Raw genomic sequence first — 25866 nt, 5'->3', positions numbered from 1 at the left:
ACTCATGTCCGAACGACAATTTCATCTGAACGCCTTCCTGATGGGCGTCGGCCATCATGAGGCGGCGTGGCGCCACCCACGCACAAATGCGGCCAACCTCCTGGACGTCAAGCACTTCCAGGAATTGGGGAGAATCGCCGAGCGTGGAAAGCTGGACTCGGTGTTCTTCGCCGACGGTCTAGCAGTCGGCCCGCGGGTCAAGTACAACACCCAGGCGATCTTCGAACCCGTCACCTTGCTGTCGGCGATCGCGGCGGCCACCGACAAGGTGGGGCTGATTGCAACCGCGTCGACCAGTTACAGCGATCCATACACTCTCGCAAGGAAGTTCGCTTCCCTCGATCACATCAGTGGCGGACGAGGCGGGTGGAACATCGTGACGTCGGCCGGCGCCGACGAGGCCGCGAACTTCGGCCTCGATGCGGTACCGACGCACAGCGGTCGTTACGAGCGCGCCGAGGAGTTTCTCGACGTGACGCTCGGACTCTGGGACAGCTGGGAAGAGGGGGCAGTTGTCCTGGACGAAGAGACCGGAATCTTCGCCGATCCTGATCGTGTCCATCGCATCGACCATGACGGTCAACGATTCACGGTGGCTGGCCCGCTCAATTCGCCGAGGTCTCCACAGGGACGTCCGCTGCTTGTACAGGCCGGTTCCTCCGAGAGCGGTAAGGATTTCGCGGCGAGGTATGCCGAAGCCGTGTTCACCGCTCAACGAACACTCGAGCAGGGGCAGGATTTCTACACCGACCTCAAAGCGCGGCTGATCAAGTACGGGCGTAGTCCCGACGAGATCAAGGTGCTGCCAGGCATCGTTCCCTTCATCGCGGATACGGAAGACGAAGCCAAGGCACTGGAGCAGTCGTTCACGGATCTCATCTCACCTGAGTACTCACTGCGCCAACTCTCGAACATGGTGGGCGTCGACCTCACCGAGTATTCGCTGGATGCCCCGCTGCCACCGTTGCCGGACATCGATCGCATCCAAGGAAACAAGAGTCGATACCAGCTCGTCAAAGACCTTGCAGAGAGCGAAAACCTCACCGTCCGTGAACTGATCGGCAAACTCGGCGGTGGCCGTGGGCATCGGACATTTGCCGGGACACCGGAGCAGGTCGCGGACGAGTTGACCGAATGGTTCGACAAGGGCGCCGCGGACGGCTTCAACATCATGCCGCCCTATCTGCCTGGAGGGCTCGAGGTGTTCGTCGACCGGGTCGTGCCGATTCTGCAGGCGCGTGGGATCTTCCGGACCGAATACACGGAATCCACCCTGCGGGGTCACTACGGCCTCGATCGTCCGGCGAATCGGTTTTCGCGGGCCGCTGACGCGGCAGAAGTGAGCGCGTGACGGAAACACTGCCCAAGGAACAGCCGGCGATTGCCGGTCTCAAGCCACTGGTCACAACGGTTTTCGTACCGGCGGCCATCTTCGGGATCGGTCAGGGTGCGGCTGCCCCCATCATGGCCGTCACCGCGCGCGACCTGGGTGCCTCGGTTGCCGTCGCCGGCCTGATCGTTGCACTCGGTGGTTTGGGCGCCGTACTCGGTGACCTCCCCGCCGGCAGGATCGTGTCGCGTTTCGGTGAGCGCAGGTCGATCATCGGCGGAAGTTCCTTGGGTGCAACAGGAGTGGTGATCTGTCTCCTTGCACAGACTCCGTGGATGCTCGGTATCGGCGCACTGTTGACCGGATTGGCGAATGCGGTGTGGGGCCTTGCGCGGCAGAGCTACCTCGCCGAGACCGTGCCACTCGGTCTACGGGCCCGAGCAATGTCGTCGTTCGCTGCGATGTGGCGGTTGGGTTTCTTCCTGGGACCGCTCATCGGGGCCGGCGTGATTCTCCTGGTGGGAGCGCGCGGAGGATTCCTTGTCCAGTTGGTGGGCGTCGTGCTCGCCGGGGCGCTGATGGCCCGCGTTCCCGACCCGCCACGAAAGGTGCAGGCAGGCAACAGCGATCACGGACACGTTACGCTCCCGGAGATCCTTCGCCGTCATCGTGCCGCTCTGTCGACGCTCGGGACAGGCTCCCTTCTGATGGGCGCCGCCCGCGCTTCGCGTGAGGCCGTTCTTCCATTGTGGGCATTGCACCTCGGATTGGATGCAGCCCAGGTGAGTGTGATCTTCGGTATCGGTGCGGCCGTGGACCTGCTGTGCTCGTACCCGGCCGGACACATCATGGACCGATACGGCCGCAGGCTGGTCGCGGTGCCTTCGCTGACGGTGATCGGTGTGTCGTACCTACTGTTGCCGTTCTCGACGGGTGCAGTGGGATTGACCGTGGTCGCTGTCGTGATGGGGATCGGCAACGGGCTGGGCAACGGCGTGATCATGACCCTCGGTGCCGATATCGCCCCGCCCGAAGAACGCGCCGAGTTCCTCGCTGCATGGCGATTGACTCACGACACCGGCATGTTCGGTGGGCCGCTCGCGATCGGTCTACTCGCCGCGGTGCTCCCACTCGGGTGGGCATTCGCCGCTCTGGGCGCGACGTCGTTCGCCGGCGCGGCGATGATGTTCCGCTTCATTCCGGTCTACTCTCCGCGGGTGTCACCCCGGTCGCGCGTCGGGAAACTGTAGGTAGGCTCGCTACATGCGATTCGGACTGTTCGTACCTCAAGGCTGGCGTCTGGACCTGGTCGGCATCGACCCCGCGAAGCAGTGGGAGGTGATGCGAGACTTCACGCTGCGCGCGGAGGCAGGGCCGTGGGAGTCGGTGTGGGTCTACGACCACTTCCACACCGTTCCCCAGCCGACGGAAGAAGCGACTCACGAGGCGTGGACGTTGATGGCCGCACTCGGTGCGTCGACCTCGCGTATCCGACTGGGCCAGATGTGTACCGCCATGAGTTACCGAAACCCGGCGTACCTCGCCAAGGTCGCCGCGACCACCGATCTCATCACGGGTGGACGCGTCGAGATGGGCATCGGCGGCGGTTGGTACGAGCAGGAGTGGCGTGCGTACGGCTACGGTTTCCCCTCTGCCGGTGAGCGTCTGGGCCACCTCGACGAAGGAATCCAGATCATGCAGCAGGCGTGGTCGACCGGCAGCTCGACGCTCGACGGCAAGTACTACCAGGTCGACGGAGCGCTGTGCCGTCCACTTCCGTTGCAAGAGGGCGGAATTCCCATCTGGGTTGCCGGTGGCGGCGAGAAGGTCACACTCAAGATCGCGGCCAAGTACGCGCAGTACACGAACTTCGACGGCACCCCGGCCGGCTTCGCGCACAAGTCCGAAATCCTGAAGAAGCACTGCGACACCGTCGGTAGCGATTTCGACGCCATCGTCCGTTCGGCCAACTACAACGTGGCCATCGGCGCGACGGAATCCGAGGTGGCTCAGCGGTTGGAGACACTGAAGGCCCGACTGACGCCGTTGGTCGGCGAAGCTGCCGCCGATGCGTCGCTCGATGCGTTCCGCGGAATGCCTGCCGTGGGTACGCCCGAGCAGATCATCGAGAACCTGTCGGCGCTCGCGGCGCAGGGACTCGAGTACGGAATCTTCTACTTCCCCGAGGCCGCGTACGACACGTCGGGAATCGAGATGTTCGAGAAGGAAGTGCTGCCCGCGCTCGCGTAACCGTTGGGGCTAGCGCAGCGAGTCAGGAAGATCGGCCGGGTTGATCAGAACCCGGCGATCGGGGTGGGTGCGAACTTCTTCGGAATCGGGAATCCGGCTCTGCAGGAAGTTCCACTCGCTCGCACTGACAGCAGCGATCGCGCGTGCCAGCACTGCCGAGTCCTTGGTCCCCCACTCGATCGGCATGGGACTGACCATCTGCCACGTGTCAGCCTTGCTGCGGGTGGAACGATCCGAACGCAGTGCGACCGACGGAATGCGGTCGCCGACTCGCCACTTCGGATTGAGTCGAACGTTGCGGCTGACGAGCGCGTACTGCGGTGCTCCGGCCGCAGGCTTCGCGATGTCGATCAATGCCGTCAAGGTCGCCGCTCGAGGGTGAACCTCGGTGACGATCGCGGGAACCAGTGGGTTGTCCGCATACAGAGATTCGACGCTTCCCACCTTGCGAGGTGCCCACACGGCAACCCACAGGGAACTGGCCGCACCGATGGCGAGGACTGCGCCGATGATGATGGACCACACCTCGCCCATGCTGATCAACCAGGCCCCGACCGCGGCGAGGACGATCGCGAAGATCACCGCAGAAATCTGCAGGCGGCGTACATCGGCCAGTGTGTCGTTGACCGACTTGGCATGAGCCTTGTCGACGGTGAACTGGAAGTCAGCCACGAAAAATTCCTTCGGGTGGTGCCGGACGATCTAGGACCGGCCCCCGATCGCCCGGGGACCGTCCACCAGCGTAGCTAGTTTCGCGCGCGCTCCCACATCTGCAGGTAAGCCTCGGCGCCGCGGCTCATGTCCTCGATGATGGTGTCGCCGTCGGCTCCCGCAGCGATGCGCATGTCCGCGATCCAGTCGGGAATCATCCCGTACTGCGCCACGCCGTCGGTGTTCACGTCGAAAACCCGGGTGCCGGCGCGCTGCTGGTCCATGACCGTGCCGTCGAAGGCGGTGTACGGATATTGCAGCGGATTTTCTGCGGCGTCGCCGCGCGGTGCGGCCTGCGGCCCGAAGCCGTTGGTGTCGGCGCCGTAGCCGAAACCGAAGTAGTAGTTCTCGCTTCGCATCGCCCGTGCGTCCCGCCACTGGTCGATGAACCCACGCTCTTCGGGCTTTTCGTCCGATGCGTCGAGTTGTCCGGCGTACAGGGCGACAAATCCGCCGAGTGCGTAGATCCGCTTGTACAGGCTCGGGTCGCTCCAGCTGTGACTGGAAACGACGCCGGAGTAGTTCGCAGCTTCGAGAATATCGAGAGCCGCTTCGGCGGTCTTGACGCTCATGTGATCGATGTCCACGATCATCCCTCGGTCCATCAAACCTCGGATCGTGTACGCGCCGAGGTCGGTCAGGCCGTGCGAATTGCATTGCGGACCAGAGGGGTACACCGGAAGCGTCACTCCGGGTGGGAGTACCGCGAGAAGATTCTGTGCGCCGTCGACCTTGGTGGGCAGCACATTGTCCTCGGCAACGCCGGTGCATGGTTCCGACTGCCAGAACTCCCCGGTGCCCAGGTAGTTGCCGATGTTGACGGCCACTCCGGTGACGCCGCCGTCGAAACGGGCACCGCCGAGGGCGTTGTCGAACTTGTGCGTGACGATCATCTGCCGGACACCGAGGTCGTACAACTCGTCCAGGCCGCGGTCGATGTCGTCCTCGGTGCACTGCGAAATACCGTTGCGCACAGAGCAACCGAAGGGTTCGGACACCTCCACCCCGAGGGTGACGGCCAGCTTTCCGTCGGCGGCCACCTGCCTGGCCTGTTCAGGGGAGCTCACGATGCGGAACCAACCCCGGCCGGGACCGCCGTACTGGGCGTCGATGTAGTCCTGGAGTTCGCGTGTCTGCTGCGCCTGGATCCGGACGGTCTCCATCTCGTCACAGGGATTTCGTTTACTCGGATACAGCTCGCACAGGACACGGTTGGCGACAAAGAGGTTGGTGAAGATTCGCAGACCGCCACGCCAGGCCCGCTCGACCCACTTGTAGTACGTCTGCTCGTGTGTCAGTGAATCGTGCGCCGGCCAGTCGGTGAAACTCGGCCAGCCGGTGGTGTCGTGAGTTTCGAAGGGATTGCCGTACGACAGAACGTTTTCGAGGAGCGCCGGTATCCCGTCGGGTTGATGGTCCGGGCAGTCGACGAGCGCTGCGGTGACGCCCTGAGGATCGAAAGGTCGGCCGCAGTGCAGGTTTCCGCCCATGAACTCGGAAGCATTCATGTGCACGTGTGTGTCGATGAATCCGGTGACTTCACCGTTCGGTCCGATTTCTCCCGGAACGCCGTTTGCGCCCACCTCCGCTTCGGGGAAGTCGGCGCAGCCGTCGCGCGGGATCAGCGTGAACGCAGATTCGGGAACGTCACCGGGATCGGACATCGTGAGCATCAAGTCGCGCGAGATCAGTTGTCGGCCGTTCGAGGTCGCTGTCAGAACGAAGGACTCGCCAGTGGACATCACGGTCCAGTCGGTGGACGGAGTTGCTTCGGAAGTGGCGAGCACCGAGTCTGCGCCGTCGTGCGAGAGCATCGACCCGTCCGGGCCGTACAGCATGAATCGACCCAACTGGGCCGCATGTAGTCGGAACGGTTCGGCGTCTGCGGCTTTCGTTACGTCGGTGAGGTACGCCGACCCGTCACGACGGACGAAATCGCCGGACTCCGTACGAAGTGCGAAGCAACCGTTCGCAAGTGCGTACACCGAGTTCTGCGTGGTGGGAGCAGGACTCGGAGCGGCCGCACTGACGCCGGTCGTGGCGACGACGACGGCGGCAGTCAGCAGCGAAATGGTCCCGGCGAGCCGACCCCGTAGACGTGGAACTGAGCGCATGGTGCTGGTGACCCCCGGCCGATGGACACGACTGTGACAGGGGACACTCTACAGATAACTGGACGTATGTCCATTTGATTCTGCAACGTGTTGCAGAAATGCTCAGCCGATGGCAGGTCCGAGCAGGTCATCGGCGTCGGTGATCCGATAGGCGTAGCCCTGTTCGGCGAGGAATCGCTGACGATGTGCCGCGTACTCCGCATCGAGAGTGTCGCGCGAGACCACCGAATAGAAGTGAGCCTGACCGCCGTCGTGCTTGGGTCGCAGTAGGCGTCCGAGTCGCTGCGCTTCTTCCTGTCTCGACCCGAAGGTTCCCGAAACCTGCACGGCGACAGACGCCTCCGGAAGGTCGATCGAGAAGTTCGCGACCTTACTCACCACCAGCGTCTGGATCTCACCGTTACGGAACTGATCGAAGAGGATCTCGCGTTCCTTGTTCTTGGTGGATCCCTTGATCACCGGGGCGTTCAGGGCTTCGCCGAGTTCGTCGAGCTGATCGAGATACGCACCGATCACCAAAGTCGGAGAATCGGGGTGCTTGGCCAGGATCGACTTCACGACCGCAATTTTCGTGTGAGCCGTCGAGCACAGTTTGTAGCGCTCCTCCGGTTCGGCGACGGCATAGGACATGCGCTCGGCGTCCGTCATCGTCACTCGCACCTCGACGCAGTCGGCCGGCGCGATCCAGCCCTGCGCTTCGATGTCCTTCCACGGAGCGTCGTAGCGCTTGGGGCCGATGAGCGAGAAGACGTCGCCTTCGCGGCCGTCCTCACGAACCAGCGTTGCGGTCAGGCCGAGACGGCGGCGCGACTGCAGATCTGCCGTCATCCGGAAGACAGGCGCGGGCAGCAAGTGGACCTCGTCGTAGATCACCAGTCCCCAGTCGCGGGAGTCGAAAAGTTCGAGGTGCTTGTACTCGCCCTTCGTGCGACGTGTGATCACCTGGTAGGTCGCGATCGTGACCGGCCGAATCTCCTTGCGCTCGCCGGAGTATTCGCCGATTTCTTCCTCGGTCAACGATGTACGCGCGATCAACTCACGCTTCCACTGACGACCGGCAACGGTATTGGTGACGAGGATGAGGGTGGTGGCCTTGGCCTTTGCCATCGCTGCGGCGCCCACCATCGTCTTGCCGGCGCCACACGGCAGCACGACGACGCCCGAGCCGCCGGCCCAGAACGAATCCGCTGCCATCTGCTGGTAGTCGCGCAGTTCCCAGTGGCCCTCTTCGAAAGCGAGATCGATCGGGTGCGCTTCGCCGTCCACGTAGCCGGCGAGGTCCTCGGCCGGCCAGCCCACCTTGAGCAGCATCTGCTTGAGGCGGCCGCGTTCGCTCGGGTGGACGATCACGGTGTCGTCGTCGACCTTCTCACCGAGCATCGGCGAGATCTTCTTGTGTCGCATCACCTCGGTGAGGACTGCGCGGTCGAGGCTGACCAGGATGAGGCCGTGCACCGGGCTCTTGACCAGCTGTAAGCGTCCGTACCTGGCCATCGTGTCGACGATGTCGACCAGCAGCGGTTGTGGAACCGCGAATCGTGAGTACGACACGAGCGCGTCGACAACCTGCTCGGCGTCGTGTCCGGCGGCGCGGGCATTCCACAAGGCCAGGGGAGTGATGCGATACGTGTGGACGTGTTCGGGGGCCCGTTCGAGTTCCGCGAAGGGGGCGATTGCCTGCCTGGCATCGCCGGCGCGCTCGTGGTCGACCTCCAACAGCAGCGTCTTGTCGGATTGGACGATCAACGGTCCGTCGGTCACGGAATCCTCCTAGTGAAGCAAACGCGGCAGCCACAGAGCGTTGCGCCGCGTTGTCGGCTGACGCCAACCCTGCCATTGTCCTGGTATCGGGGCGCAGACGCCAACAGGCGACGCTCGCACAGCCCGAAGTAGAGGTGCCCGAGTGCGAGCACCCCTACGTCAACAGGGCAGGATCGACCGCTATTCCGGGAGGCCCGCGGGTAGCACGAGGATCTTCACGTGTTCGTCGGGTGCGCGCAGAGCTGCGAAAGCGTCCGAGACTCCATCCAGACCGACCCTGCCGGTGATGATCGCTTCGGCGTCGATCTCGCCGTCGGCGAGCCTCTGCAGGGTGATGTCGTAGGCATTCTCGTAAGGACCGTGACCGAAATTGATCGAGATCCTCCGGAACTGCCCGACGACGGGAATGATCGTCTCGTCGCCGAACGGCGCAGCCAGAACCTGAATCCGCGAGTTGAACGGCAGAGTGTGCATCAGTTCTCCGATGACTCCCGCCCGCCCGCTGCATTCGTAGGCGATCAGAACTCCGTTCGCGGCCTGGCCGACAAGCTGGTTGCCTTCGGCGATCATTCGATTCCACAGTTCGATCGGATCCTGCTCGGCCGGATCGACGACGATGTCCGCGCCCATCTTCGCGGCGAGCTCGCGTCGTTTGGGGGAGGGCTCCGACGCGATGACGATCTGCGCTCCGCGCGCTTTCGCGGCGACGATGGCGCCCAGTCCGATCGTTCCGCAACCGATGACGAGCGCCGAATCGGCCGAGGTGAGGCCGGACTGTTGGAGGTGCATCTCGCCGACGTGGAGAGGTTCGGCAAGTGTGGCGTGCTCGAGTGACAGGTGGTCGGGAACTTTGCGGACCCAGAACCCGTCGACGACGATGTGATCGCCGAACGCGCCGTGGTACTCGTTCGAGTAGCCGATGATCGTCGGGATCCCGGTAGCGGTGTCGGTGGCCAAGCCGATGCCGGCCACCCGATCGCCGATCGCGAAATCGTCTACTGCAGAACCGGTCTCGGAGACGATACCCGCGTATTCGTGCCCCAGCACCACTGGCGCGTCCGGATCGAAGGTGGCGAGCGGGTAGCCCCCGTCGTGCGCGACCTGAACGAAGCGGCACGGGTCCTTCGACATGCTCAGGTCACTGCCGCAGATCCCGCAGGCGACGACGTCGATGCGGATCTGATGGGGTGCCAACGGCGGCGGGTCGGCGATCTCGGTGACCGCGAATTCTCCCTGCTGGAAACGGACGGCCCTCATGCGCGCACGGCTCCCGTCTCGGCCGGCTGGCCGTAGTAGTCGGTATGGGCTTTGGTGATCGCTCCGACCAGCCCGCCGATCAGGTACTCGCGATTGTCCTCGGCGAACTGCATGCTCGCCTGACGCCCCACATTTCGCTTCCGGAAGTGCGGGACCACCTCGGAGGCGAACAATTCGTAGCTGCGTTTGGTGTCCTCCCAGCTCGCCATGTCGACGTGAAGGATCAAGAACGTGCCGAACCCTCCCGTCTTCTCGATCAGACGCTCGATCTGTGCGATCGCATCTTCGGGGGTACCGATGATCGCCTGACCGAACTCGCCGAGCGTGTCGTTGCGCCACTGATCGATGACTCCGGCCGGTGTATCTGCCCAGGCCGGGTTCTGGCCGGTCTGTCGATTCACGTAGGAAGCCATCGATTCGATCCGTCGGCTCACGGCGCGCTCGGCCTCCGCTCGGGTCTCGGCGATGAACATCGGATTGACCACACGCCACGTCGCTCGGTCGGCGCGGTGGCCGTGTTCGGCCGAGACCTTCTCGTACACATCCCAGTTGCGATCCAGTGCGTCGAAGCCGCTGGGTGAACTCGCGGCCAATGAGAGCAGGGAGAGGCCGTTCTTGCCTGCGAGCACCGAACCGTTGGGGGAAATCGTGGACGCTGTCACTGTCTCGATGCCGTCCGCGCGGTAGGTGGGCAGCTGTGCGCGTGCGTCACGCAACGTGAACCAGTCGGTTTCCATGTTGACGACCTCGCCGCGAAGCAACGCGAGAATGGCCTCGAGCGCTTCGCCCTGGCGACGACGCTGGTCCGACGGGTTGATGCCCATCATGTGCGCATCGAGGGGGATCTTGCCCGGGCCGGTGCCGAAGATGAGTCGTCCGCGCGTCTGCAGATCGAGCTGAGTGATGCGGTCGGCCGTGATCAACGGGTGGTGATAGGGCAGAGACGTCACGCCTGTGCCGAACTGGATGCGCTCGGTTCGCTCTGCGGCGGCCGCGATGAACATGTCCGGGGCAGGCACGATCTCGGCGCCGGTCGAATGATGCTCACCCATCCACGCTTCTTCGAATCCGAGGTGGTCCAGGTGTGTCATGAGGTCGATATCGCGTCTGAGTTGCAGGGCGGGATCGGCGTCGAGCGGATGGTACGGGGCGAGGAAGGCTCCGAAGCGGATGGACGATGCGGACCACACGATGACAACTCCTGTCGACAGGGGAGTGATTTGGATCACTCGCTCTGATCGAGATGTCTAACATGGATCACCTGATCCAATAAGTTGAGCCTCCCGCACAGTGGGAGATTTGTAATCACCTGTAGTTCAACGTTATCTGGTGCAATGACGTCGGATATCGTTGTTGCAAGTCGATCGACTGAACCAAGTACTTTCCGAAGGAGTATTGAAGAGGTATGCAACTGGACGTCACAATCACCCCCGACTCCTCGACCGTCGAACTGAACAGTGTCGACGACTTCACCAGTCTCTCGGTCGTCGTTGGCGGCGACGATCGATCCGAGACTCTGAGTCGGGTACTGGAACCGTGGGGGGAACTCGAGGGGGATCACGTCTGGCTCGACATCGGCCACTTGGAGCAAGCCGTCGCTGCCCGGATCGGAAACACCGAGTGGAGACAGAAGTTCTCCGCGATGGTGGACTACGCACGCGCCCACGGCTGGGTGGATCGCGACAACAGGGTGCGAGCACACCGTGAATCACTCTGACTCCGCGTTCGCCACGGTTGAGACGTTTGTCGAGCCCGTGCGAAGCTCGTTCGTATGACCGACTCCCGGCAGAACCGTCAAGGCGACGCGACGCGTCTGCGTTTGCTCAAAACTGCTGAAAGGCTTTTCGCGACAGAGGGATTGGATGCAGTTTCGCTGCGCTCGGTCAACGCCGCGGCCGGTCTCGGGCCGTCATCGGTCCACTACCATTTCGGAACCAAGGACGATCTGGTCGCAGCGGTGCTGTTGGACATGGGAACGTCGGTGCGAGATCAGATCAGCGCGAACGTCGACGCCCTCTCCGCCGACAAGACGCCGCCGACGGTGGAGGCGCTGGTACGGGCCGTCACTGCGCCCTACAAGGCATTGCTCCTTCGCCATCGCACGCGGGGAATGCGATGGATCAGAATCGTCACGCAGATCTCGCAGCCGCAGATGTCACGACCGGGCCATCCAGCCCTCGAGGCGACCGAGCTGCACCTGCGTGAACATCTTCTCGACCAGGTCCGTCGTACTTTTCCTGCTACCGATCCCGAACGGCTCGAGACTCGCTGGGCGATTGCCTTGATGGGCTTCCTCCAGGCGTTGAGCCGGGCGGACGATTGGAGCGGAAGTGGCAAGCCGCTCGCGCCGGAGCGGCTTGCCGACTTCTACGAGGACCAGGTCGTCTTTCTGGTGGGTGGTGTGCGGCAGTTATTGGGGTGAGCGCCTAATCGATGCGTCTCCTATTTCTGCGCGACCACTGACTTCCGCATTTCCATTACATGAGTAATAGCTTCGGAAATTCCGGACCGGTAACCGATATTCTTTTCGGAATCACCCGGAGTGGAATCAAGCTCCGATTCGAGTCTCGTTTGAATGCGGTCCAGGGTATGGATTGTTCTTTTCACGATGGTTGATTCTCTTTCTGCGGTAAATCCGATAGAAGTATTCCGGATTGCCGAGCGTGTTCGTCGAGGACGCAGAGTGAAGCGAGGGTCATGCCCGCTGCGTACCCGCGCGAGCGTGCGTCAGTTCCTCGATTACGTGACTTGAACAGGTTGAACGTTTCGTGCAGGTGCACGAGGGTGTCGGTGGAGGCAGGCATTGGTCAGCTTCGCAATCAGCTCGTCTTCTCTGGACTTTGCTGTCAGCTCCGCTTCCGCTTACGGATGAACTCGGAAGACTCCGCAGTTTTCGCCCGCTTCTCCGCGCGGCGTTCCTTGATCGACTGGGCGGGTTTCTTCATGTTCTTACCCGGCGCCTTGTCAGCCATTGTCGCTCCTCATTTTTCGAAGTGGCAATCACAAACTGACCTCGACCATACTTCATTTACAGAAAAAAGCCAGTTGCTTCTTTTTTGCTACTTTTTTCCGGAGTCGACGGGGCTGACGGAAGTAATTCGGTGCAACGTGAAACGGCGAACCGCGCCGCTCGCGGGGTCGAAGGCGTCCAGCTGTCCGCCGCCCACGCTGACGGGGTCGACGATGCGATGCGTCGCGACCCCCTGGGCGTCGACGTAGCCGATGTTGACGCTCGAATTGTCTCGGGCCGCCGTGGCCAGCAAGGCGATGGTGGCGGCGTTGTTCTCCCGTGAACCGTCCGTTCGCACTCCGCCGCGGCCGGGGGCGGAAGCACGGTCTCCGGCCCGCATCGTGCGGACCAACGACGCCAGCTGATCCGCCGACGGGCTCGCCGGCATCCTCGACGCCGGTCGGCTGCGACGGTTGGGTACACGTGCCCCACGTGGGCGGAGATCGACCAACGTGCCCGAAGAGTCCTCACCTGCCGGCGCGAATCCGGCGGCTCGCAGCTCGGTCAGGACTTCGCGGAGAGGGGCCTGCGAAATCGCGACGGTGGGAGCCAAGGCGCGCAGTGCCAACGGCTCGGCCACTGCGGATGCGAGGACCTCCGCCAGCAGTGACGCGTCCTCACATCGAATGAACGACGCCGCCACTCCGGCACGCAGTCGTCCGTGTCGACGGGCGACATCGTCGATCAAATACGAAAGTGATTGGGGGACAGGAGTCTTCGATTTCGAAGCGAACATCGCATGCAGTTCGGTGGCCGTCAGACCGGCGTCGAGCGCACGACGCACGCTGTCCTCGCTGATGCGGTACATGGACGCCGATCCGGCCGACTCGATGTCTGCGACCAGGCTCACCTGCTCGAGCAGGTCCGGTACCAGCGGGCCGGGCGCAACCAGAGTCAGATCCGCCTGGACCAGGATGTAGTCGATGGGCTCGGGTAGCGCGGACTGCATTTCGGCTTCGGCGTCCCCGCCGTGCAGCAAGGCTCGTCCAGGTGACGACAACGCGCCGCGGGCCACCAGCCCGAGAGCAGCGGCCTCGTCCAGAGTCCGCTCGATCGCGAACGTCCGTAGGCGCCCGCTCCATCGCGGGCGTCGCCACGCCAGCAGCCGACTTACCTCGACGGCCGATGCAGTCTGGCCGCTGTCGAGTTCGGAGAGCAGCCCCAGAATGGCCTGACGATCTCGCGGAGCCGCCGGAGCGCGGCCCTCCTCGGACAACGCCGCGATCGGCTTGTCGGTGGAATCCCTCAGCCCGATCATCCACGGAACTCGAGGTACGTCGACCCAGGCGGACGCCAGCACCTCCCACCGTCGCGCTGTGGATGCGTTCAGCCAGCCGTCGACCGCGAGCGTGGGCGTCCAGTATTCGTCCGCGTTGTCCGAGACCGGCGCCGGATCTGGTGTTCCACTGGCGATGAGTCCGGCTGCCGAGAGCAACTCGACAAGTAGGCTCACGCGCGCTTCGTCGAGATCGGCCGTCTTGGCCACGCGTCGTAGTTCTCGAACACCGAGCCCACCGGCTCGCAGTGCGGGGGCCGGCGCTGCGCCCAGAACAGCGATCACGTTCTCGCATTGGCGTACCAACTCGAGCGCCTCGCCGGCTGCTGCGGCGTTCACGTCCGCCGGCTTGAGTTTGTCGCCCCCGATGACAGGTGCGGTCAGCGTCGTCGGATCGAAAACCGGCTCGCCGCGGATGACCTGACGAACCGTCGCCGGAAGCTCGACGGTCTGCTCGTCGAGCCACCGCAGCAGGCCGGCCGACAGCAGTCGTTGAACCGGGCGCTCAGGCGGCGTTCCGGGGGCAGCGTCGCGGGTGCGACCGATCGGGCTGGAGTTGGCGAGTGTCTCGAGGAGATCCCGCTCGCGGGTGTCCAGAGCGTTGAGCGCAGCCGAGATCTCGGTCTCGGTCATCGCCTCGGCAGGTTCGAGGGCGCGCCCCACACGCCACGGAATCATCCCGATGACTGCCGGGACGACGCTGATGGGATCGACACCCCAGATGAGGGCGGACGCGCGCATCTTCGACAGAGACTTGTCGACGGCCTTCTTGGTGACCTTGCCCTTGCCGGTCAGCGCTCGTTCGGCGATCGCACTGTTGAGCTCCGCCCGCGTCATCGGAGTTTCCTCGGCGCCGCCCAGCGCCAACAATTCGAGAAGACCGAAATCGAGGGTGTCGAGTTCGTCTGCGGCTCGGCTGACCGACGCGCGTTGCTGTGCCCGACCGCTGAGAACCACCATCGTGCTCGGCGGCGGTACGGCCAGATCGGGGCGCAGACGCAGCAACTCCGTCAACTCGGCGTCACTGCGCGCCGAGAGCCAATCGGTCAGACTTTCGGCTGCGGAACTGCCCGCCGGGGTGCCACGTGTTTCGGTCATCAGGTATCAGATTAGAGACCTGGTCTGTACGGCGTAACGGCGTCCTGTCAAAATGACTTCGTGGCCAACAATTCGAAGCAACACTATGTAGATCCAGGATGGCCGGAAACTGCAGACGGAGATCACGCAGTGACCGAATTGTCATCGACCCGCGCAGGTGGACTTTCACCCTTCGGCGAGGACACCACCTTTCCGGTTCCGGTGGAGTCACTTCCTTACGTACACCCGCACACCGTCATCAACCGATAACAACTCGACACGAAGAAGGCCCGCACCGAATCGGTGCGGGCCTTCTTGATGTTCGAGCGTCCGAGCGGACAGTCTTGCCGGTGTTACTTGAGGAACGACTTCGCGGTGTCGGCGACTGCGAGGATCTGCGGGTCGACCGGGATGCCGTTGGCCTCGGCGAATGCGATTGCCTGATCGATGGCGTCGGCGACCGGGTGTGCAACGGTCTGTGCGACCTGCTGCGCCGGAGCCGGAGCTGCCTGAGGAGCCGTCGTGGCCGGAGCGGAACGCTCGGTGGCGCCGCTGCTCAGCCCGAGGCTGGAGGAGCAGGACGGCCATGCGCCCCAACCCTGGTTTGCGAGAACACGCTCGGCAACAACGATCTGCTGCTCGCGAGTGGCCTGGTTTGCGGTGGCTGCGTACTGTCCGCCGCCGTGTGCGTTCCACGTGCTGGGGGAGAACTGCAGTCCGCCCTGGTAACCGTTGCCCGTGTTGATGGCCCAGTTTCCGCCGGCCTCACACTGGGCGAGACGATCCCAGTCGGAGTCGGGGGCAGCGTTTGCGGTTCCGGTGGCTGCAATTCCTGCTACGCCCATGATGGCGCCGGTGACGGCGACCTTGGCGACAGTGCGGCCGGTGGTGGTGGGCTTGCGATGGCGTCCGCTCATGATGGTCGAAATCCTCTCCACACGCGCCTGCGAGGTCAGCTGTCGGGTTCGGGCTGAGAGGTCGCCCGGCCTCGCCTTTCCTGGCTGGAAAGGGTCTGGCTTCACCCCAAGATTCGGTCTTGCGATCGAACCGGTGTCCACTGGAGAACTTTTCTGTTCTCACAGAGGACTTTGGGTCCCCCGTCCTCGTCCCTGGAATGCTCTGTCGGAAGTCCGGTACCCGCGGGACAAGGCTTGGCGCGGCGGGCCGGAGGTGGCCGAGTTTCCCGGCCGAAAACGACGGTAACGGCTCGAGTCGCTCGTGTCACCATTTGATAACGCGGCGTGGCGAAAGACGTACAACGCGTCACACAAAGCGCAGGAGACTCTTCCCAGGTAGGTGGGGGTGCCCGAGTGAATGTCCGGTTGTGTCCGTTCCGTTATTCATCCGTAATGTGAGCAAGGTCACACGTTATGCGGAAATAGAATTTCGGGCGATTGAGAGGTGCGTCGATCCGGACCCAAGGTTGTGGCCCGTGTCTCAACATCGACTGTGAAACTTAGGTTAGGTTTGCCTGACTTGCCTCGCTTGGGCAGGTTTCGCAGAGTCTTCCAAAGAAGTAGGGCACCCCTCATGAAACTGCAATACCGTCGGCGTGCGGTCACCGCGTCACTCGCCGTTGCCGCTGCTGCTGTCGGCCTGGCCGTCACTGCTCCCGCTGCACACGCCTCACCCGAGGATCCGACACACGGTGTTGTCGGAAGCTATTCCGCAACCCAGCCCGGCGACATCGTCGTCGACTCGGCAACCCACCGCGGATACATCACGCAGTACGGCGGACCGACCAGCTCGTTGTCCGTCGTCGACACGAACACCGGCAAGTCCGTCGGCACCATCGACGGCGTCGTCGGTTACCCGTCGGCACTTGCCGTCGACTCAAGCCTCGGACGCGCATACGTGTCCTCCTCCTACGGCGGCGCGATCTCGATTGTCGACACGAAGACCGGGAAGGTCGAAAAGACGGTCACGCTGAGCGAGAAGAACCCCGACGGCTCGCGTCCGCAGATCAACGATGTCGTCGTCGATCCCACAACACACCGCGCGTACTTCTCGGACTACAAGTCCGGCAACATCCGAGTCGTCGACCCCAACGCCGCCGACGCCGTGTCGAGCATTCTGGTCCACAAGTCGGCAACGCCGACCAAGCTCGCCTTCGACAGTGTCCGCGGCTTCCTCTATATCGCGGACACCAACTTCTTCGACGAGAATTACGGCCGCACGCTGTGGCAGGCGGACGTACGCAAGGGCGGAGCACTCAAGTCGATCGTGCGTGCCGACAACCTCTACCCGGTCGACGTCGATGTCGACACGAACACCGGCAACATCTACATGACCGACACCCGGGCAACCAACCTGTGGGCGATCACCCCGGCCGGCGCGGTTCTGTCGAAGACCACGCTGTCTCCGACCGCGATTCCCAACGGCGTGGTCGTCGACGCTGCGGCAGGCATTGCATATGTCGCGGACGTCATGAACGGACACCTGTGGTCGGTCGATCTGACGACCCGCGCCACCACCGCTCTGACCGATACCAAGGTTCCGGCACTGGAGAAGGTCAAAAACCTCGCGCTCGACACCTCGACCGGCGCCATCGCGTCGACGACCAACGGGGGCAAGGTGACAGTCGTTGCTGCGTACCCGCTACCCGCCACCGTCGAATTGCCTGCCGCTCAGGTAGGTAAGGCGTATTCGCAGAAGCTCACTGCCGCCGATGCGCGCGCAACGTTTGCACTCACCAGTGGCACTCTGCCCGGCGGACTGTCCCTCGCACAGGACGGCACCATCTCGGGTACCCCCACCGCTGTCGGCAGCGTCACCGTCGAGATCACTGCGAAGAGCGTGCTTTCGCGTGCTTCGAGCGTGACCATCGTGGTCTCCGAGGGGCCGGTCGGCCCCGTCGATCCGGGCAACCCGGGAACGGGAACCGGTTCGCTCGGTAACCTCCCCGGACTCGGTAGCCTCGGCCGCTGATACGACCTGATACCAGAGAACCCGACCACAGCAACTGCTGTGGTCGGGTTCTTCGGTCCGCGGGCCCGCTATGCGTAATCGACGCGGTCCACGACTATGCGTAATTCACCCGGTCCACGTCGACGATCTCCTTGCCGAGCGGCATCAGCGAGATCGGAATCATCTTCAGGTTCGCGACCGCGAGCGGAATTCCGATGATCGTGATCGCCATCGCGACGGCGGTGACGATGTGTCCGATCGCCAACCAGATACCGGCGATGATCACCCAGATGACATTGCCGATCATCGAACCGACACCAGCGGTCGGCTTGTCGACGACGGTCTTACCGAACGGCCACAGTGCGTAGATGCCGATGCGGAATGCCGCGATTCCGAAGGGAATCGTGATGATGAGGATGCAGCAGATGATGCCTGCGGCGAAGTAACCCAACGCCAGCCAGAAGCCGCCGAAGACCAGCCAGATCACGTTCAGGAGGATTCTCATGGTCAGTGACCTTTCGGTTGGAGGCGGGAGTGATCAGCGCACGCGTCGACCGGATCTGAGCGTGTAGACGATGGCCAGGAGGAAGCCGATCGGGCACGCGAGTGCTACCAGGTACAACGCCAGGCCGGGTGGGGTGTCGCTGAAGATATGGACTGCGAAGATGGCCACGATCGCCAGGAATCCGACGATGAACAGTGCCATCGCCGTACGGAACAGACCGTTTCCGGTGCCGGAAGTGCGCGGGTTCGGTTGAGGGTCCACACCTACGAGGATAGTGCCTGTAAACCTGGGTGCCGACCCGGGTTCGTCACAGGTAGACTGTTAACAGACTGCGCGCCCCGCTGAAGCAAGTGTGGGGCGCGTTCTTTTGCATTCTTCCACCGGAAGCGATGCGAGCAAGGCCATGAGGCTCTTCCGAGAGCCTCCCGAGCACATTGGGGCAGACGCCCCAGTCGAGTGATGAGCAGGTGAACGCGGTGCCGACCGGCAAGGTGAAGTGGTACGACGTCGAAAAGGGTTTCGGCTTTCTGTCGCAGGAAGAGGGCGAGGACGTCTACGTCCGTGCTTCCGCTCTCCCCGAGGGCGTCGAAGGCTTGAAGGCCGGCCAGCGCGTCGAGTTCGGAATGGCTGCGGGCCGCCGCGGTCCGCAGGCACTGAGCCTGAAGGTACTCGAGCCGGCGCCGTCGTTGCGCGGCGCGACGGCGACGCGTCGTGAGCCCGTCGAGCGTAAGCACACCCCTGATCAGTTGCACGGCATGGTCGAGGACATGATCACGTTGCTCGAGGCGAAGGTCCAGCCGGATCTGCGCAACGGCAAGTACCCGGACCGTAAGACCGCTCAGCGGATCTCCGAGGTCGTCCGGGCCGTCGCTCGCGAGCTCGACACCTGATCGCTCGATACGAGCTGCCGTACACGGCTTCGAAACAAAATGCCCTGCACACCAATCGGTGTGCAGGGCATTTTCGACGTTCCGGGGATCAAGCGGTCTTGATCGACCAGATCAGCAGTCCCTGTTCGCTTCCCTCACCGACGGCGAGGTGGATTTCGACGCCGACCAGTTGCTTGACGGGATCGCTCGAAGACTCGACCGTCACTGCCAGGGCCTCGCCGGGCTCGAAGACTCGGGGCTCACCGGTCTGGTTGCCGTCGGCATCCTCGTAGACGGCGAGCAGTGCCCACTGCGCATCCGAGACGTCCGTCGACAACGACAGCTGCAGCGGGTAGCCCGCTGGAACGTCGAGTGCGTAGATGTCGCCCACCTGGGCGCACTGGGACAGGTCGATGGTGCAGAAACCGGCAGGGTTCGTTTCGATCGTCTTGCCGTGTGCGTATGCAGTGATGACCGGCAGCTTGTCGGGGTCGTCGTTGATGTTCTTGATGATCACGAAAAGAACGGAGACGTAAGCAACCAGTGCCACCACCATCAGGACACTGATCGCTGCCACGATCTTCTTTGTTCTCGAGCGCATCATCACTGCGGAGTACTTCCTTGTCCTCGGTTGGATTTACCGGTGTAAATCACTTCGGTCACTTCTTGTTCGGCCAGATCGGGTCGCTTCCCGCCGAGGCCGGGCAGGAGGCTGCTTCCTCGGTAGCTCAGGAAGGTCTGCAGAAGCCCGATCGTCAGGAACACCGATACAACAGTGAACCCGATCCAGTATTCGGTCGGAAGCAGAACCCCCAATGCGCCGCCGAGTACCCAGCTCAGCTGCAGAACCGTCTCGGATCTACCGAATCCGGACGCGATCGATTCCTCGGGCAGGTCGTGCTGGAGTGACGCGTCGAGTGAGACCTTGGCGAGCGCGCTGGCGGCCGATGCGATGAGCGTGGCAAGCGCGGCCGTCATGAGGTTGTCCGTCAGAGCTGCGATCACCGCGATGATCCACACCGACGCAGTACACCGGAGCACGATCAAGGCAGGCCGGCCGAGCTTGAGGCGCGCACCCGTGGCATTTCCGGCGAAGTTACCCAGACCGGCTGCTGCGCCGACCAGGCCGAGCATCATGGCCTGCTGGAGCGGCTCGTGATCGGTGCGTGATTTGGCGACGAACGCGATGTAGAGCGTCAGGAAGCCGGTGAGCACGCGAATGGTGCCGTTGCCCCAGAGTCCGATGATCACGGCGCGTCCGAGAGGCTGACGGACCTTGGCAGGTTTGGCGTCCGGCTGCGGTGGGGCGCTGCCGGCGTGATGCGCTTCGTCCGGGTGGTAGGTGATGGTCGCGGGAACCTCACCTTCGGTGACCTCGACCCACGACGGGATTCGCATGCTCAGATATGCGCCGAACACGGTGACGGCGACCGCGAACCACAAGGCGCCGGTGGAACCGAAAGCGAGCGCGAGCGCACCTGCGACAGCTCCGGCCCCGATCGTTCCACCGATCAGCCCGAAGACCGTCAGACGCGAATTCACGCGCACCAGGTCTATTTCCGGTGGTAGGACGCGTGGTGTCACTGCGCTCTTGAGCACCGAGAACGATTTACTGAGCACCATCATGCCGAGCGCGGCCGGATAGAGGATCCAACTGTCGAAGTTGAAGACCAGGATCACCGCGAGGAGCGTCCGGATTCCGAACGACGACGCGAGTGCGATGCGGCGTCCGCGCTGCAACCGGTCGAGCATGGGGCCGATGAGCGGTGCGATGACCGCGAACGGTGCGATCGTGATCAGGAGATAGAGCGCGACCTTGGTCTTGTCCTCGCCCGTCGCGGCCGAGAAGAACAGCGTGTTGGCCAGAGCGACGGAGATCGCCGCGTCGGTCGCGTTGTTCGTCATCACCGCGTAGGTGAGAGCGGTCAGACCGGACTTGTCCGCGCCGTCGGCCTTCGCCGCGCGCTGGAAGGTCGCGATGCCCTTGTTCGTCAGTTCGCGGCTGCGCATCGCTGCGACGCGAGTGACGGTGAGCTTGCGAGGCATCGGTGGAGCCTTGGGAGCGTCCGCCCCCGGCGTCTTCGAACCGGCCGCGGATTCGGAGTCTCCCCGCGATTCGGGAATCGGATGCAGCGGTGGCAAAGGCGTGCGACGGGCAGCGGGACGGGCCGAAGGTGGGTAATTGTCCGGGCGGGCCGCGGGTGGGTAATTGTCGTAACCGGGGTGCACCTGTTGCCCCTCCGGCTCGTCGTGGATTCGCCGAGTTTCGGGGTCGTAGGGTTCGCGCGGTCCGGTCACCACTCAATTCTGTCCTAGTGTCGGCGCGGCTACCACGCACACCCCTGCGAGTCCTGTGTCATGTCGGACTCAGTTAACAAAACGGACTTCGAACATCTGCGGCCAATACTTGCCGGTGAGCAGGAATCGATCGGTACCGGGAATCTGCGCGATGCCGTTGAGAACGTCGACGGTGCTGGTCGATCCGTCCGCGACGAGTTCTTCGCGTAGCGGCGAAGCGTCGTACACGTTCGTGACGCTGCCGTCCGATGGGTCGATTCGGACGACGGTGTCCGTGGTCCAGACATTGGCGTAGACGGAGCCGTCTTCGGCGCATTCCAATTCGTTCAGCTTGCCGACGGACTCCGAAGATCTGGTGACGTCGACGGTCGAGATCGGCGCAAAGGTTTCGGGATCGCGAAAGGTCAACGTGGCCGAACCGTCGCTCGAGACAATCCGATCCCCGAGCGAACAGATTCCCCATCCCTCGGTGTCGAGTGGGAACCGCCCCCGTTCGGTCAAGGTGTCCTTGTCACGGGCGATGGCAACGCCGTCTTTCCAGGTGAGTTGCCACAGTGTGTCTCCGGCAACCGTGATGCCCTCACCGAACAACGGCGGGTCGAGATCGGCACGCGCAACTTCCGGTCCCGAAGCGGGGGACTGCTCGTCGGAGATCTCGCTCGAGCGCACCCAGGACTGCCCGACGCGTCCGGTGCTTTCGTACAACCGGTTTCCGTCGATCTCGAGGCCCTGCGTGAACGCGTCGGGATCGTGCGCGGACACTCGAACGATCTCGACGGAGCCGGTTTCGGACGTGAGGTTGTCGGGAGCTCCGGGGGAATCGGAGCACCCCGCCAAGGCCGAGGCGATCACGGCGACCACTGCAAAAGTGCGCACGGAATTGGCGTGTGACCTACTCATCTGCCCAGCATGGCAGCCCAGTGCGTTGCGGACTTGCGGTGGTGCGGCAAACTGGAGGAGTGAGTGTTGCTACTTCTCCAGAGCGTGCAGTGCCGCGCCCAGTACTGGCCGATGCGGTCGAGCTTGCCCGAAAGGCAGTCGTCGACCTGCATGAAGGCGGTGTGGGGGCATACCTCGGCGTGACGTCGGAGGACGAATTTGCCGCCACCCATCGATTTGCAGCAGACATTCCGGGATACCGCGGTTGGCAGTGGGCGGTTGTCGTCGCTGCCGGACCGGAGGACACCCACGCCACGATCAGTGAGTTGGCGCTGTTGCCGGGTCCCGACGCGTTGGTTGCGCCGGAATGGCTGCCATGGGATCAGCGGATTCGTCCCGGCGATCTGTCCGTCGGTGACCTACTCGCCCCGCCGGCCGAGGATCCTCGCCTCGTTCCCGGCTACGTCGCCACCGGTGACCCGGAAGTCGACGAGGTAGCTCTCGAAATCGGGCTCGGCCGCAAACAGGTCATGAGCCGCGAGGGCCGACTCGATGCCGCGCAGCGTTGGTTCGACGGTGACTTCGGCCCGGAGTCGGAGATGGCGAAGGCCGCGCCGTCGACGTGTGGACTGTGTGGATTCTTCCTTCCACTCGCCGGTTCGCTGCACGCAGCGTTCGGTGTGTGCGGAAACGAACTCTCCGCAGACGGCCGTGTGGTCAGCGTGTCCTACGGTTGTGGCGCGCACTCGGACACCAGCCTGCCGCTCGGTGCGGGCTCGCCGCAGTTCGACGCATTCGACGACGGGGCCGTCGAGCTGATTGCGGTGCCCGCTCGCCCGTCGAGCGCTGTTGCAGTTGAGGATTCGGTATCCACCGAGTAGAAGATCCGTTCGGTACGGACGCACTCCGCGAGGCGACGCTGCGCGCGTGGTCGGAATCTCCGACGCGATTGCGTGAAGACGCGGCTGCGGAATCCGACCTCGCAAAGGCCGGGTACCGCGACCGTCTGCTCACCGAACTGGCGCAGAACGCTGCCGATGCAGCTGCACGCGAGGGCGTCCAGGGCTCTTTGTGGGTGGATGTGGACGGTCGGACGCTGACGGTGGCGAACACGGGCCGTCCACTGGACGAATCCGGTGTACATGCGCTGACCGCGCTGCGCGCGTCGAACAAGGTCGACGCCGACGAAGGTGTGACGGGACGGTTCGGCGTCGGATTCTCGGCAGTTCTCTCGGTCAGTGACGAGGTGGAACTGCGCTCGTCGACGGGATCGATTCGATTCTCTGCCTCGCACACTCTGCGCGAGATCGAGTCTCGCGAACTCCCGGTGCCGGAAACCGGTGTCCCCGTACTTCGTTTGGTGTGGCCGTCTGGCGAATTGCCGAGCGATGGTGCTGATTCGGAAGTGGTGCTGACGCTTCGGCCGGACGTCGATGCCGCGGCGCTGCTTTCGCAGATGATACGTGAGGCAGTCGACCTGCTGCTCGAACTCCCGGCTCTCGGATCAATTCGTCTGGGTGAGAAGATTTTTCGGCGATCGGAACGGGTGCTGGATTCCGGCCTCGTCGAGATCGCGATCGGTGATCGCACGTGGTGGCAGTACACCGCGCCGAACGCGCGATGGTTGGTGCCGGTCCGCGACGGGGTCGTCGAGCCGGTCGCAGACGACGTCCTGCGGGCGCCGACGCGATCCGACGAGGAACTGTCGATCCCCGCGATCATCATTGCCGACATTGCAATGCAACCCGATCGGCGACGCCTCATGCCCGCTGCACCGATCGCTCCGCTTGCCGAGGGGTACGCGAAGTTCCTTGCTGCACTACCTCCTCGGCAGCGAACGGCACTCGTTCCGATCCCTGCCTTTGCCCGCAGTGAAACGGATTCGCTTCTGCGCGAAGCGCTTCTGAAGGAGCTGCAGGAAAACGAGTGGCTTCCGGTGGTCGGTGAGCCCGACCGCGCGCCGCAGCGAGCGTCCGTGGTGCCCGGGCTCAGTGATGACCTTGCCGAGTTGCTCACCGACATCATCGGTGGCCTGGTTGTCCCCGAGCTCTCCGGCCCCAAGCACGAGCGAGCGCTCGCGGCGGTGTCGACACACCGCATCGGGCTCGCGCGCATCGCCGAACTGCTCAGCGGTTCGGAACGTGAACCCAAGTGGTGGAATCGCCTCTATTCGGCTCTCGAGCCTCTGGTGATCGACACTCTTGCGGTGGAAGAGCTTGGAACACTGCCGGTTCCGCTCTCCGACGGACGGACGGTGACCGGGCCGCGGACCGTCGTCGTCGGCGTCGAACTGGGCGAAGACGCGCCGTCGGTGGAGTGGACGAGGTTGGTTCATCCCGTCGCGGTTCACCCGTTGCTGTCTCGATTGGGAGCGCAGACCGCGAGTGCCACCGACCTGCTGTCCGATCCGGCGCTGCGCGCATTGATCGAAGATGCTGCGGACCAAGATGATTCGGTAGCGACGGAGTTGGCGCAAGTGGTGCTCGGATTGGCGGCCCACGTGGCGCCAGGGGCGCTGCCGTCGTGGATCGGTGAAGTGCTACTTCCTGATTCGGAGGGCGAATTGCGGTCCGCCGACCAACTTCTGCTTCCGGGAGCTCCCCTTGCAAGCGTCCTGGTCGAGGATTCTCCCTTCGGCATCGTCGACGCTGATTTTGTTCAGCAGGTGGGGGAGCAGGCGCTACGGGTAGTCGGTGTCGGGTGGGGTTTCACGGTGGTCCGTGAGGAATTGCCTTCCGGCCCCGATCACGATCTCGACGCCGAAGACGCATGGTGGGACACCCTCGACGAGGACCCCGAATACATCGAAGCCGTGCGCGATCTCGACCTCGTGGACGAAGACCGCTGGCCGCAGGCGTTGTCGCTGCTGGTCGAGTCGCCGGCGACACGGGCGCTGCTCACCGACCGTCGTGGATACACGGCGTGGTGGTTGCGTTCGAATGCCGAACTCGGCGGTGAGGTGCTGGGCTTGCTGCGCGCTCCGGGCGATCGCACCTTCGAGGGATTGCTCGATGCTGCCGAACACCCCGACGCCGGATTCTTCTCCGGATTGCTGGCATCGGATACCGTCGACGATCCGGAACTGGCTCAGCTGCTGCTCGATCGGCTTGCCGACCCACTACGGATGCCGGCCTCCGCCGTCGTCGCGCGGACGCACCGACTACTGGGGGAGGCAGCGCAGCGACGGGTTCTCGACCTGGAGGAACTGCACCTGCCGCCGTTCGTGCGAGGCCTTTCCGGCGATCTGGTCGATCCCGGCGACGCCCTTGTTCTCGACCGACCGTGGCTGGGAGCGGCACTGCCTGCACAACGAGTGGTGCTCGGCAGCTTCGAGACGGCCGACGCACTGGCAGATCTGCTCGACGTCGCGACGGCGTCTGCATCCGTTCACGGACGAGTGAGCAGCACCGGCGTCGTGACGACGTGGGCGAACGAACCGCAGGCAGTTCTCGGCTTCGCAGCCCTCGGCCGTGAGGTTCCCGGCGGCGAGGTAGTGATCCATCACGAACTGTCGGTGGAACTGACGGGGGCGGTCGAGACGACGGTGATCGTGCCGTGGTGGGTGGACTCGGACGGCGTTCATCACGTGATGCGTACGTGGACTCTGCCGCAAGGAATGTGA

General features: G+C 63.7%; 23 protein-coding genes and 1 riboswitch. Of the genes, 10 read left to right on the top strand and 13 right to left on the bottom strand.

Annotated features, from left to right (window positions below; all coding sequences use genetic code 11):
- The first annotated feature begins 4 nt into the window (after positions 1 to 4).
- From KTR60_RS22180 to KTR60_RS22170, 3 genes are read left to right on the top strand one after another with little or no spacing between them, the layout of a single operon-like run.
- Positions 5 to 1351 (top strand): LLM class flavin-dependent oxidoreductase, encoded by a 1347-nt coding sequence (locus tag KTR60_RS22180; protein WP_228401266.1) that lies wholly within the window; start codon positions 5 to 7, stop codon positions 1349 to 1351.
- Complete coding sequence (locus tag KTR60_RS22175) at positions 1348 to 2580, top strand: MFS transporter (RefSeq protein WP_042451237.1); 1233 nt, start codon at positions 1348 to 1350, stop codon at positions 2578 to 2580. The genes KTR60_RS22180 and KTR60_RS22175 overlap by 4 nt, the downstream gene beginning before the upstream one ends.
- A gap of 13 nt (positions 2581 to 2593) precedes the next feature.
- On the top strand, positions 2594 to 3580 hold the full coding sequence (locus KTR60_RS22170) for an LLM class F420-dependent oxidoreductase (RefSeq protein WP_065351291.1): 987 nt from the start codon (positions 2594 to 2596) through the stop codon (positions 3578 to 3580).
- A gap of 9 nt (positions 3581 to 3589) precedes the next feature.
- Here KTR60_RS22170 and KTR60_RS22165 read toward each other — a convergent pair whose 3' ends face one another.
- The 5 genes from KTR60_RS22165 to KTR60_RS22145 form a co-directional block, all read right to left on the bottom strand.
- On the bottom strand, positions 3590 to 4252 hold the full coding sequence (locus KTR60_RS22165) for a DUF3239 domain-containing protein (RefSeq protein ID WP_007733514.1): 663 nt from the start codon (positions 4250 to 4252) through the stop codon (positions 3590 to 3592).
- Positions 4253 to 4326: 74 nt separating this feature from the next.
- Positions 4327 to 6405, bottom strand: a complete 2079-nt coding sequence (locus KTR60_RS22160; RefSeq protein WP_065351290.1) for a peptidase — start codon at positions 6403 to 6405, stop codon at positions 4327 to 4329.
- Between the two features lie 102 nt (positions 6406 to 6507).
- The gene (locus KTR60_RS22155) at positions 6508 to 8166 is read right to left on the bottom strand and encodes a DNA repair helicase XPB (protein WP_003940219.1); all 1659 of its coding nucleotides are present in this window, start codon (positions 8164 to 8166) and stop codon (positions 6508 to 6510) included.
- A gap of 180 nt (positions 8167 to 8346) precedes the next feature.
- Positions 8347 to 9423 (bottom strand): alcohol dehydrogenase catalytic domain-containing protein, encoded by a 1077-nt coding sequence (locus KTR60_RS22150; RefSeq protein WP_050654728.1) that lies wholly within the window; start codon positions 9421 to 9423, stop codon positions 8347 to 8349.
- A complete protein-coding gene (locus tag KTR60_RS22145; RefSeq protein WP_054188959.1) occupies positions 9420 to 10613 on the bottom strand; it encodes an LLM class flavin-dependent oxidoreductase in 1194 nt (397 codons plus the stop codon). The genes KTR60_RS22150 and KTR60_RS22145 overlap by 4 nt, the downstream gene beginning before the upstream one ends.
- 215 nt (positions 10614 to 10828) lie before the next feature.
- Here KTR60_RS22145 and KTR60_RS22140 point away from each other — a divergent pair, with 215 nt between their 5' ends.
- A complete protein-coding gene (locus KTR60_RS22140; RefSeq protein WP_003939736.1) occupies positions 10829 to 11140 on the top strand; it encodes a hypothetical protein in 312 nt (103 codons plus the stop codon).
- 54 nt (positions 11141 to 11194) lie between these two features.
- Entirely contained in the window at positions 11195 to 11845 is a 651-nt protein-coding gene (locus tag KTR60_RS22135) for a TetR/AcrR family transcriptional regulator (protein ID WP_003940633.1), read from the top strand.
- Between the two features lie 424 nt (positions 11846 to 12269).
- On the opposite strand, the gene KTR60_RS29225 is transcribed toward KTR60_RS22135, so the two are convergent.
- Both KTR60_RS29225 and KTR60_RS22130 read right to left on the bottom strand, forming a co-directional pair.
- A complete protein-coding gene (locus KTR60_RS29225) occupies positions 12270 to 12395 on the bottom strand; it encodes a hypothetical protein (protein WP_007733507.1) in 126 nt (41 codons plus the stop codon).
- 87 nt (positions 12396 to 12482) lie between these two features.
- Complete coding sequence (locus KTR60_RS22130) at positions 12483 to 14807, bottom strand: helicase-associated domain-containing protein (RefSeq protein WP_228401265.1); 2325 nt, start codon at positions 14805 to 14807, stop codon at positions 12483 to 12485.
- Between the two features lie 60 nt (positions 14808 to 14867).
- Here KTR60_RS22130 and KTR60_RS22125 point away from each other — a divergent pair, with 60 nt between their 5' ends.
- Complete coding sequence (locus tag KTR60_RS22125; RefSeq protein WP_019744939.1) at positions 14868 to 15056, top strand: hypothetical protein; 189 nt, start codon at positions 14868 to 14870, stop codon at positions 15054 to 15056.
- An 83-nt stretch (positions 15057 to 15139) separates the two neighbouring features.
- On the opposite strand, the gene KTR60_RS22120 is transcribed toward KTR60_RS22125, so the two are convergent.
- On the bottom strand, positions 15140 to 15703 hold the full coding sequence (locus KTR60_RS22120) for a transglycosylase family protein (protein ID WP_003939675.1): 564 nt from the start codon (positions 15701 to 15703) through the stop codon (positions 15140 to 15142).
- Between the two features lie 8 nt (positions 15704 to 15711).
- Positions 15712 to 15932: riboswitch (cyclic di-AMP (ydaO/yuaA leader) on the bottom strand.
- A 384-nt stretch (positions 15933 to 16316) separates the two neighbouring features.
- Between KTR60_RS22120 and KTR60_RS22115 the strand changes: the two genes are divergently transcribed.
- Positions 16317 to 17714, top strand: a complete 1398-nt coding sequence (locus tag KTR60_RS22115) for a YncE family protein (RefSeq protein WP_228401264.1) — start codon at positions 16317 to 16319, stop codon at positions 17712 to 17714.
- Between the two features lie 94 nt (positions 17715 to 17808).
- On the opposite strand, the gene KTR60_RS22110 is transcribed toward KTR60_RS22115, so the two are convergent.
- Both KTR60_RS22110 and KTR60_RS22105 read right to left on the bottom strand, forming a co-directional pair.
- Complete coding sequence (locus KTR60_RS22110) at positions 17809 to 18198, bottom strand: YccF domain-containing protein (RefSeq protein WP_003939919.1); 390 nt, start codon at positions 18196 to 18198, stop codon at positions 17809 to 17811.
- A gap of 33 nt (positions 18199 to 18231) precedes the next feature.
- Entirely contained in the window at positions 18232 to 18459 is a 228-nt protein-coding gene (locus KTR60_RS22105; protein ID WP_003940194.1) for a hypothetical protein, read from the bottom strand.
- A 215-nt stretch (positions 18460 to 18674) separates the two neighbouring features.
- Here KTR60_RS22105 and KTR60_RS22100 point away from each other — a divergent pair, with 215 nt between their 5' ends.
- Positions 18675 to 19088 (top strand): cold-shock protein, encoded by a 414-nt coding sequence (locus tag KTR60_RS22100; RefSeq protein ID WP_007733502.1) that lies wholly within the window; start codon positions 18675 to 18677, stop codon positions 19086 to 19088.
- 88 nt (positions 19089 to 19176) lie between these two features.
- Here the strand turns inward: KTR60_RS22100 and KTR60_RS22095 are convergent, their stop codons facing one another.
- The 3 genes from KTR60_RS22095 to KTR60_RS22085 all read right to left on the bottom strand — a co-directional run bounded on the left by KTR60_RS22095 (position 19177) and on the right by KTR60_RS22085 (position 22265).
- Positions 19177 to 19644, bottom strand: a complete 468-nt coding sequence (locus KTR60_RS22095) for a DUF2771 domain-containing protein (RefSeq protein ID WP_223304425.1) — start codon at positions 19642 to 19644, stop codon at positions 19177 to 19179.
- A 26-nt stretch (positions 19645 to 19670) separates the two neighbouring features.
- Positions 19671 to 21365 (bottom strand): MFS transporter, encoded by a 1695-nt coding sequence (locus KTR60_RS22090; protein ID WP_223304424.1) that lies wholly within the window; start codon positions 21363 to 21365, stop codon positions 19671 to 19673.
- A 69-nt stretch (positions 21366 to 21434) separates the two neighbouring features.
- Positions 21435 to 22265: a glutaminyl-peptide cyclotransferase gene (locus KTR60_RS22085; RefSeq protein WP_073512664.1), complete on the bottom strand. Its 831-nt coding sequence runs from the start codon at positions 22263 to 22265 to the stop codon at positions 21435 to 21437.
- A gap of 38 nt (positions 22266 to 22303) precedes the next feature.
- On the opposite strand from KTR60_RS22085, the gene KTR60_RS22080 reads away from it, so the two are divergent.
- The gene (locus tag KTR60_RS22080; protein ID WP_030535360.1) at positions 22304 to 23125 is read left to right on the top strand and encodes a DUF3027 domain-containing protein; all 822 of its coding nucleotides are present in this window, start codon (positions 22304 to 22306) and stop codon (positions 23123 to 23125) included.
- A gap of 68 nt (positions 23126 to 23193) precedes the next feature.
- Entirely contained in the window at positions 23194 to 25866 is a 2673-nt protein-coding gene (locus KTR60_RS22075; RefSeq protein ID WP_228401263.1) for a sacsin N-terminal ATP-binding-like domain-containing protein, read from the top strand.

The sequence above is a fragment of the Rhodococcus sp. C1 genome (assembly GCF_020809065.1).
GTDB classification, from domain to species: domain Bacteria; phylum Actinomycetota; class Actinomycetes; order Mycobacteriales; family Mycobacteriaceae; genus Rhodococcus_F; species Rhodococcus_F qingshengii.
This window is presented reverse-complemented; position numbering and strand designations above follow the sequence as displayed.

Excerpts from the sequence above, each read along its gene's own strand:
- KTR60_RS22160 (WP_065351290.1), bottom strand. The coding sequence starts at position 6,405 with ATGCGCTCAGTTCCACGTCTACGGGGTCGGCTCGCCGGGACCATTTCG.
- KTR60_RS22170 (WP_065351291.1), top strand. The coding sequence starts at position 2,594 with ATGCGATTCGGACTGTTCGTACCTCAAGGCTGGCGTCTGGACCTGGTC.
- KTR60_RS22110 (WP_003939919.1), bottom strand. The coding sequence starts at position 18,198 with ATGAGAATCCTCCTGAACGTGATCTGGCTGGTCTTCGGCGGCTTCTGG.
- KTR60_RS22150 (WP_050654728.1), bottom strand. The coding sequence starts at position 9,423 with ATGAGGGCCGTCCGTTTCCAGCAGGGAGAATTCGCGGTCACCGAGATC.
- KTR60_RS22180 (WP_228401266.1), top strand. The coding sequence starts at position 5 with ATGTCCGAACGACAATTTCATCTGAACGCCTTCCTGATGGGCGTCGGC.
- KTR60_RS22135 (WP_003940633.1), top strand. The coding sequence starts at position 11,195 with ATGACCGACTCCCGGCAGAACCGTCAAGGCGACGCGACGCGTCTGCGT.
- KTR60_RS29225 (WP_007733507.1), bottom strand. The coding sequence starts at position 12,395 with ATGGCTGACAAGGCGCCGGGTAAGAACATGAAGAAACCCGCCCAGTCG.
- KTR60_RS22085 (WP_073512664.1), bottom strand. The coding sequence starts at position 22,265 with ATGAGTAGGTCACACGCCAATTCCGTGCGCACTTTTGCAGTGGTCGCC.
- KTR60_RS22140 (WP_003939736.1), top strand. The coding sequence starts at position 10,829 with ATGCAACTGGACGTCACAATCACCCCCGACTCCTCGACCGTCGAACTG.
- KTR60_RS22120 (WP_003939675.1), bottom strand. The coding sequence starts at position 15,703 with ATGAGCGGACGCCATCGCAAGCCCACCACCACCGGCCGCACTGTCGCC.
- KTR60_RS22130 (WP_228401265.1), bottom strand. The coding sequence starts at position 14,807 with ATGACCGAAACACGTGGCACCCCGGCGGGCAGTTCCGCAGCCGAAAGT.
- KTR60_RS22115 (WP_228401264.1), top strand. The coding sequence starts at position 16,317 with ATGAAACTGCAATACCGTCGGCGTGCGGTCACCGCGTCACTCGCCGTT.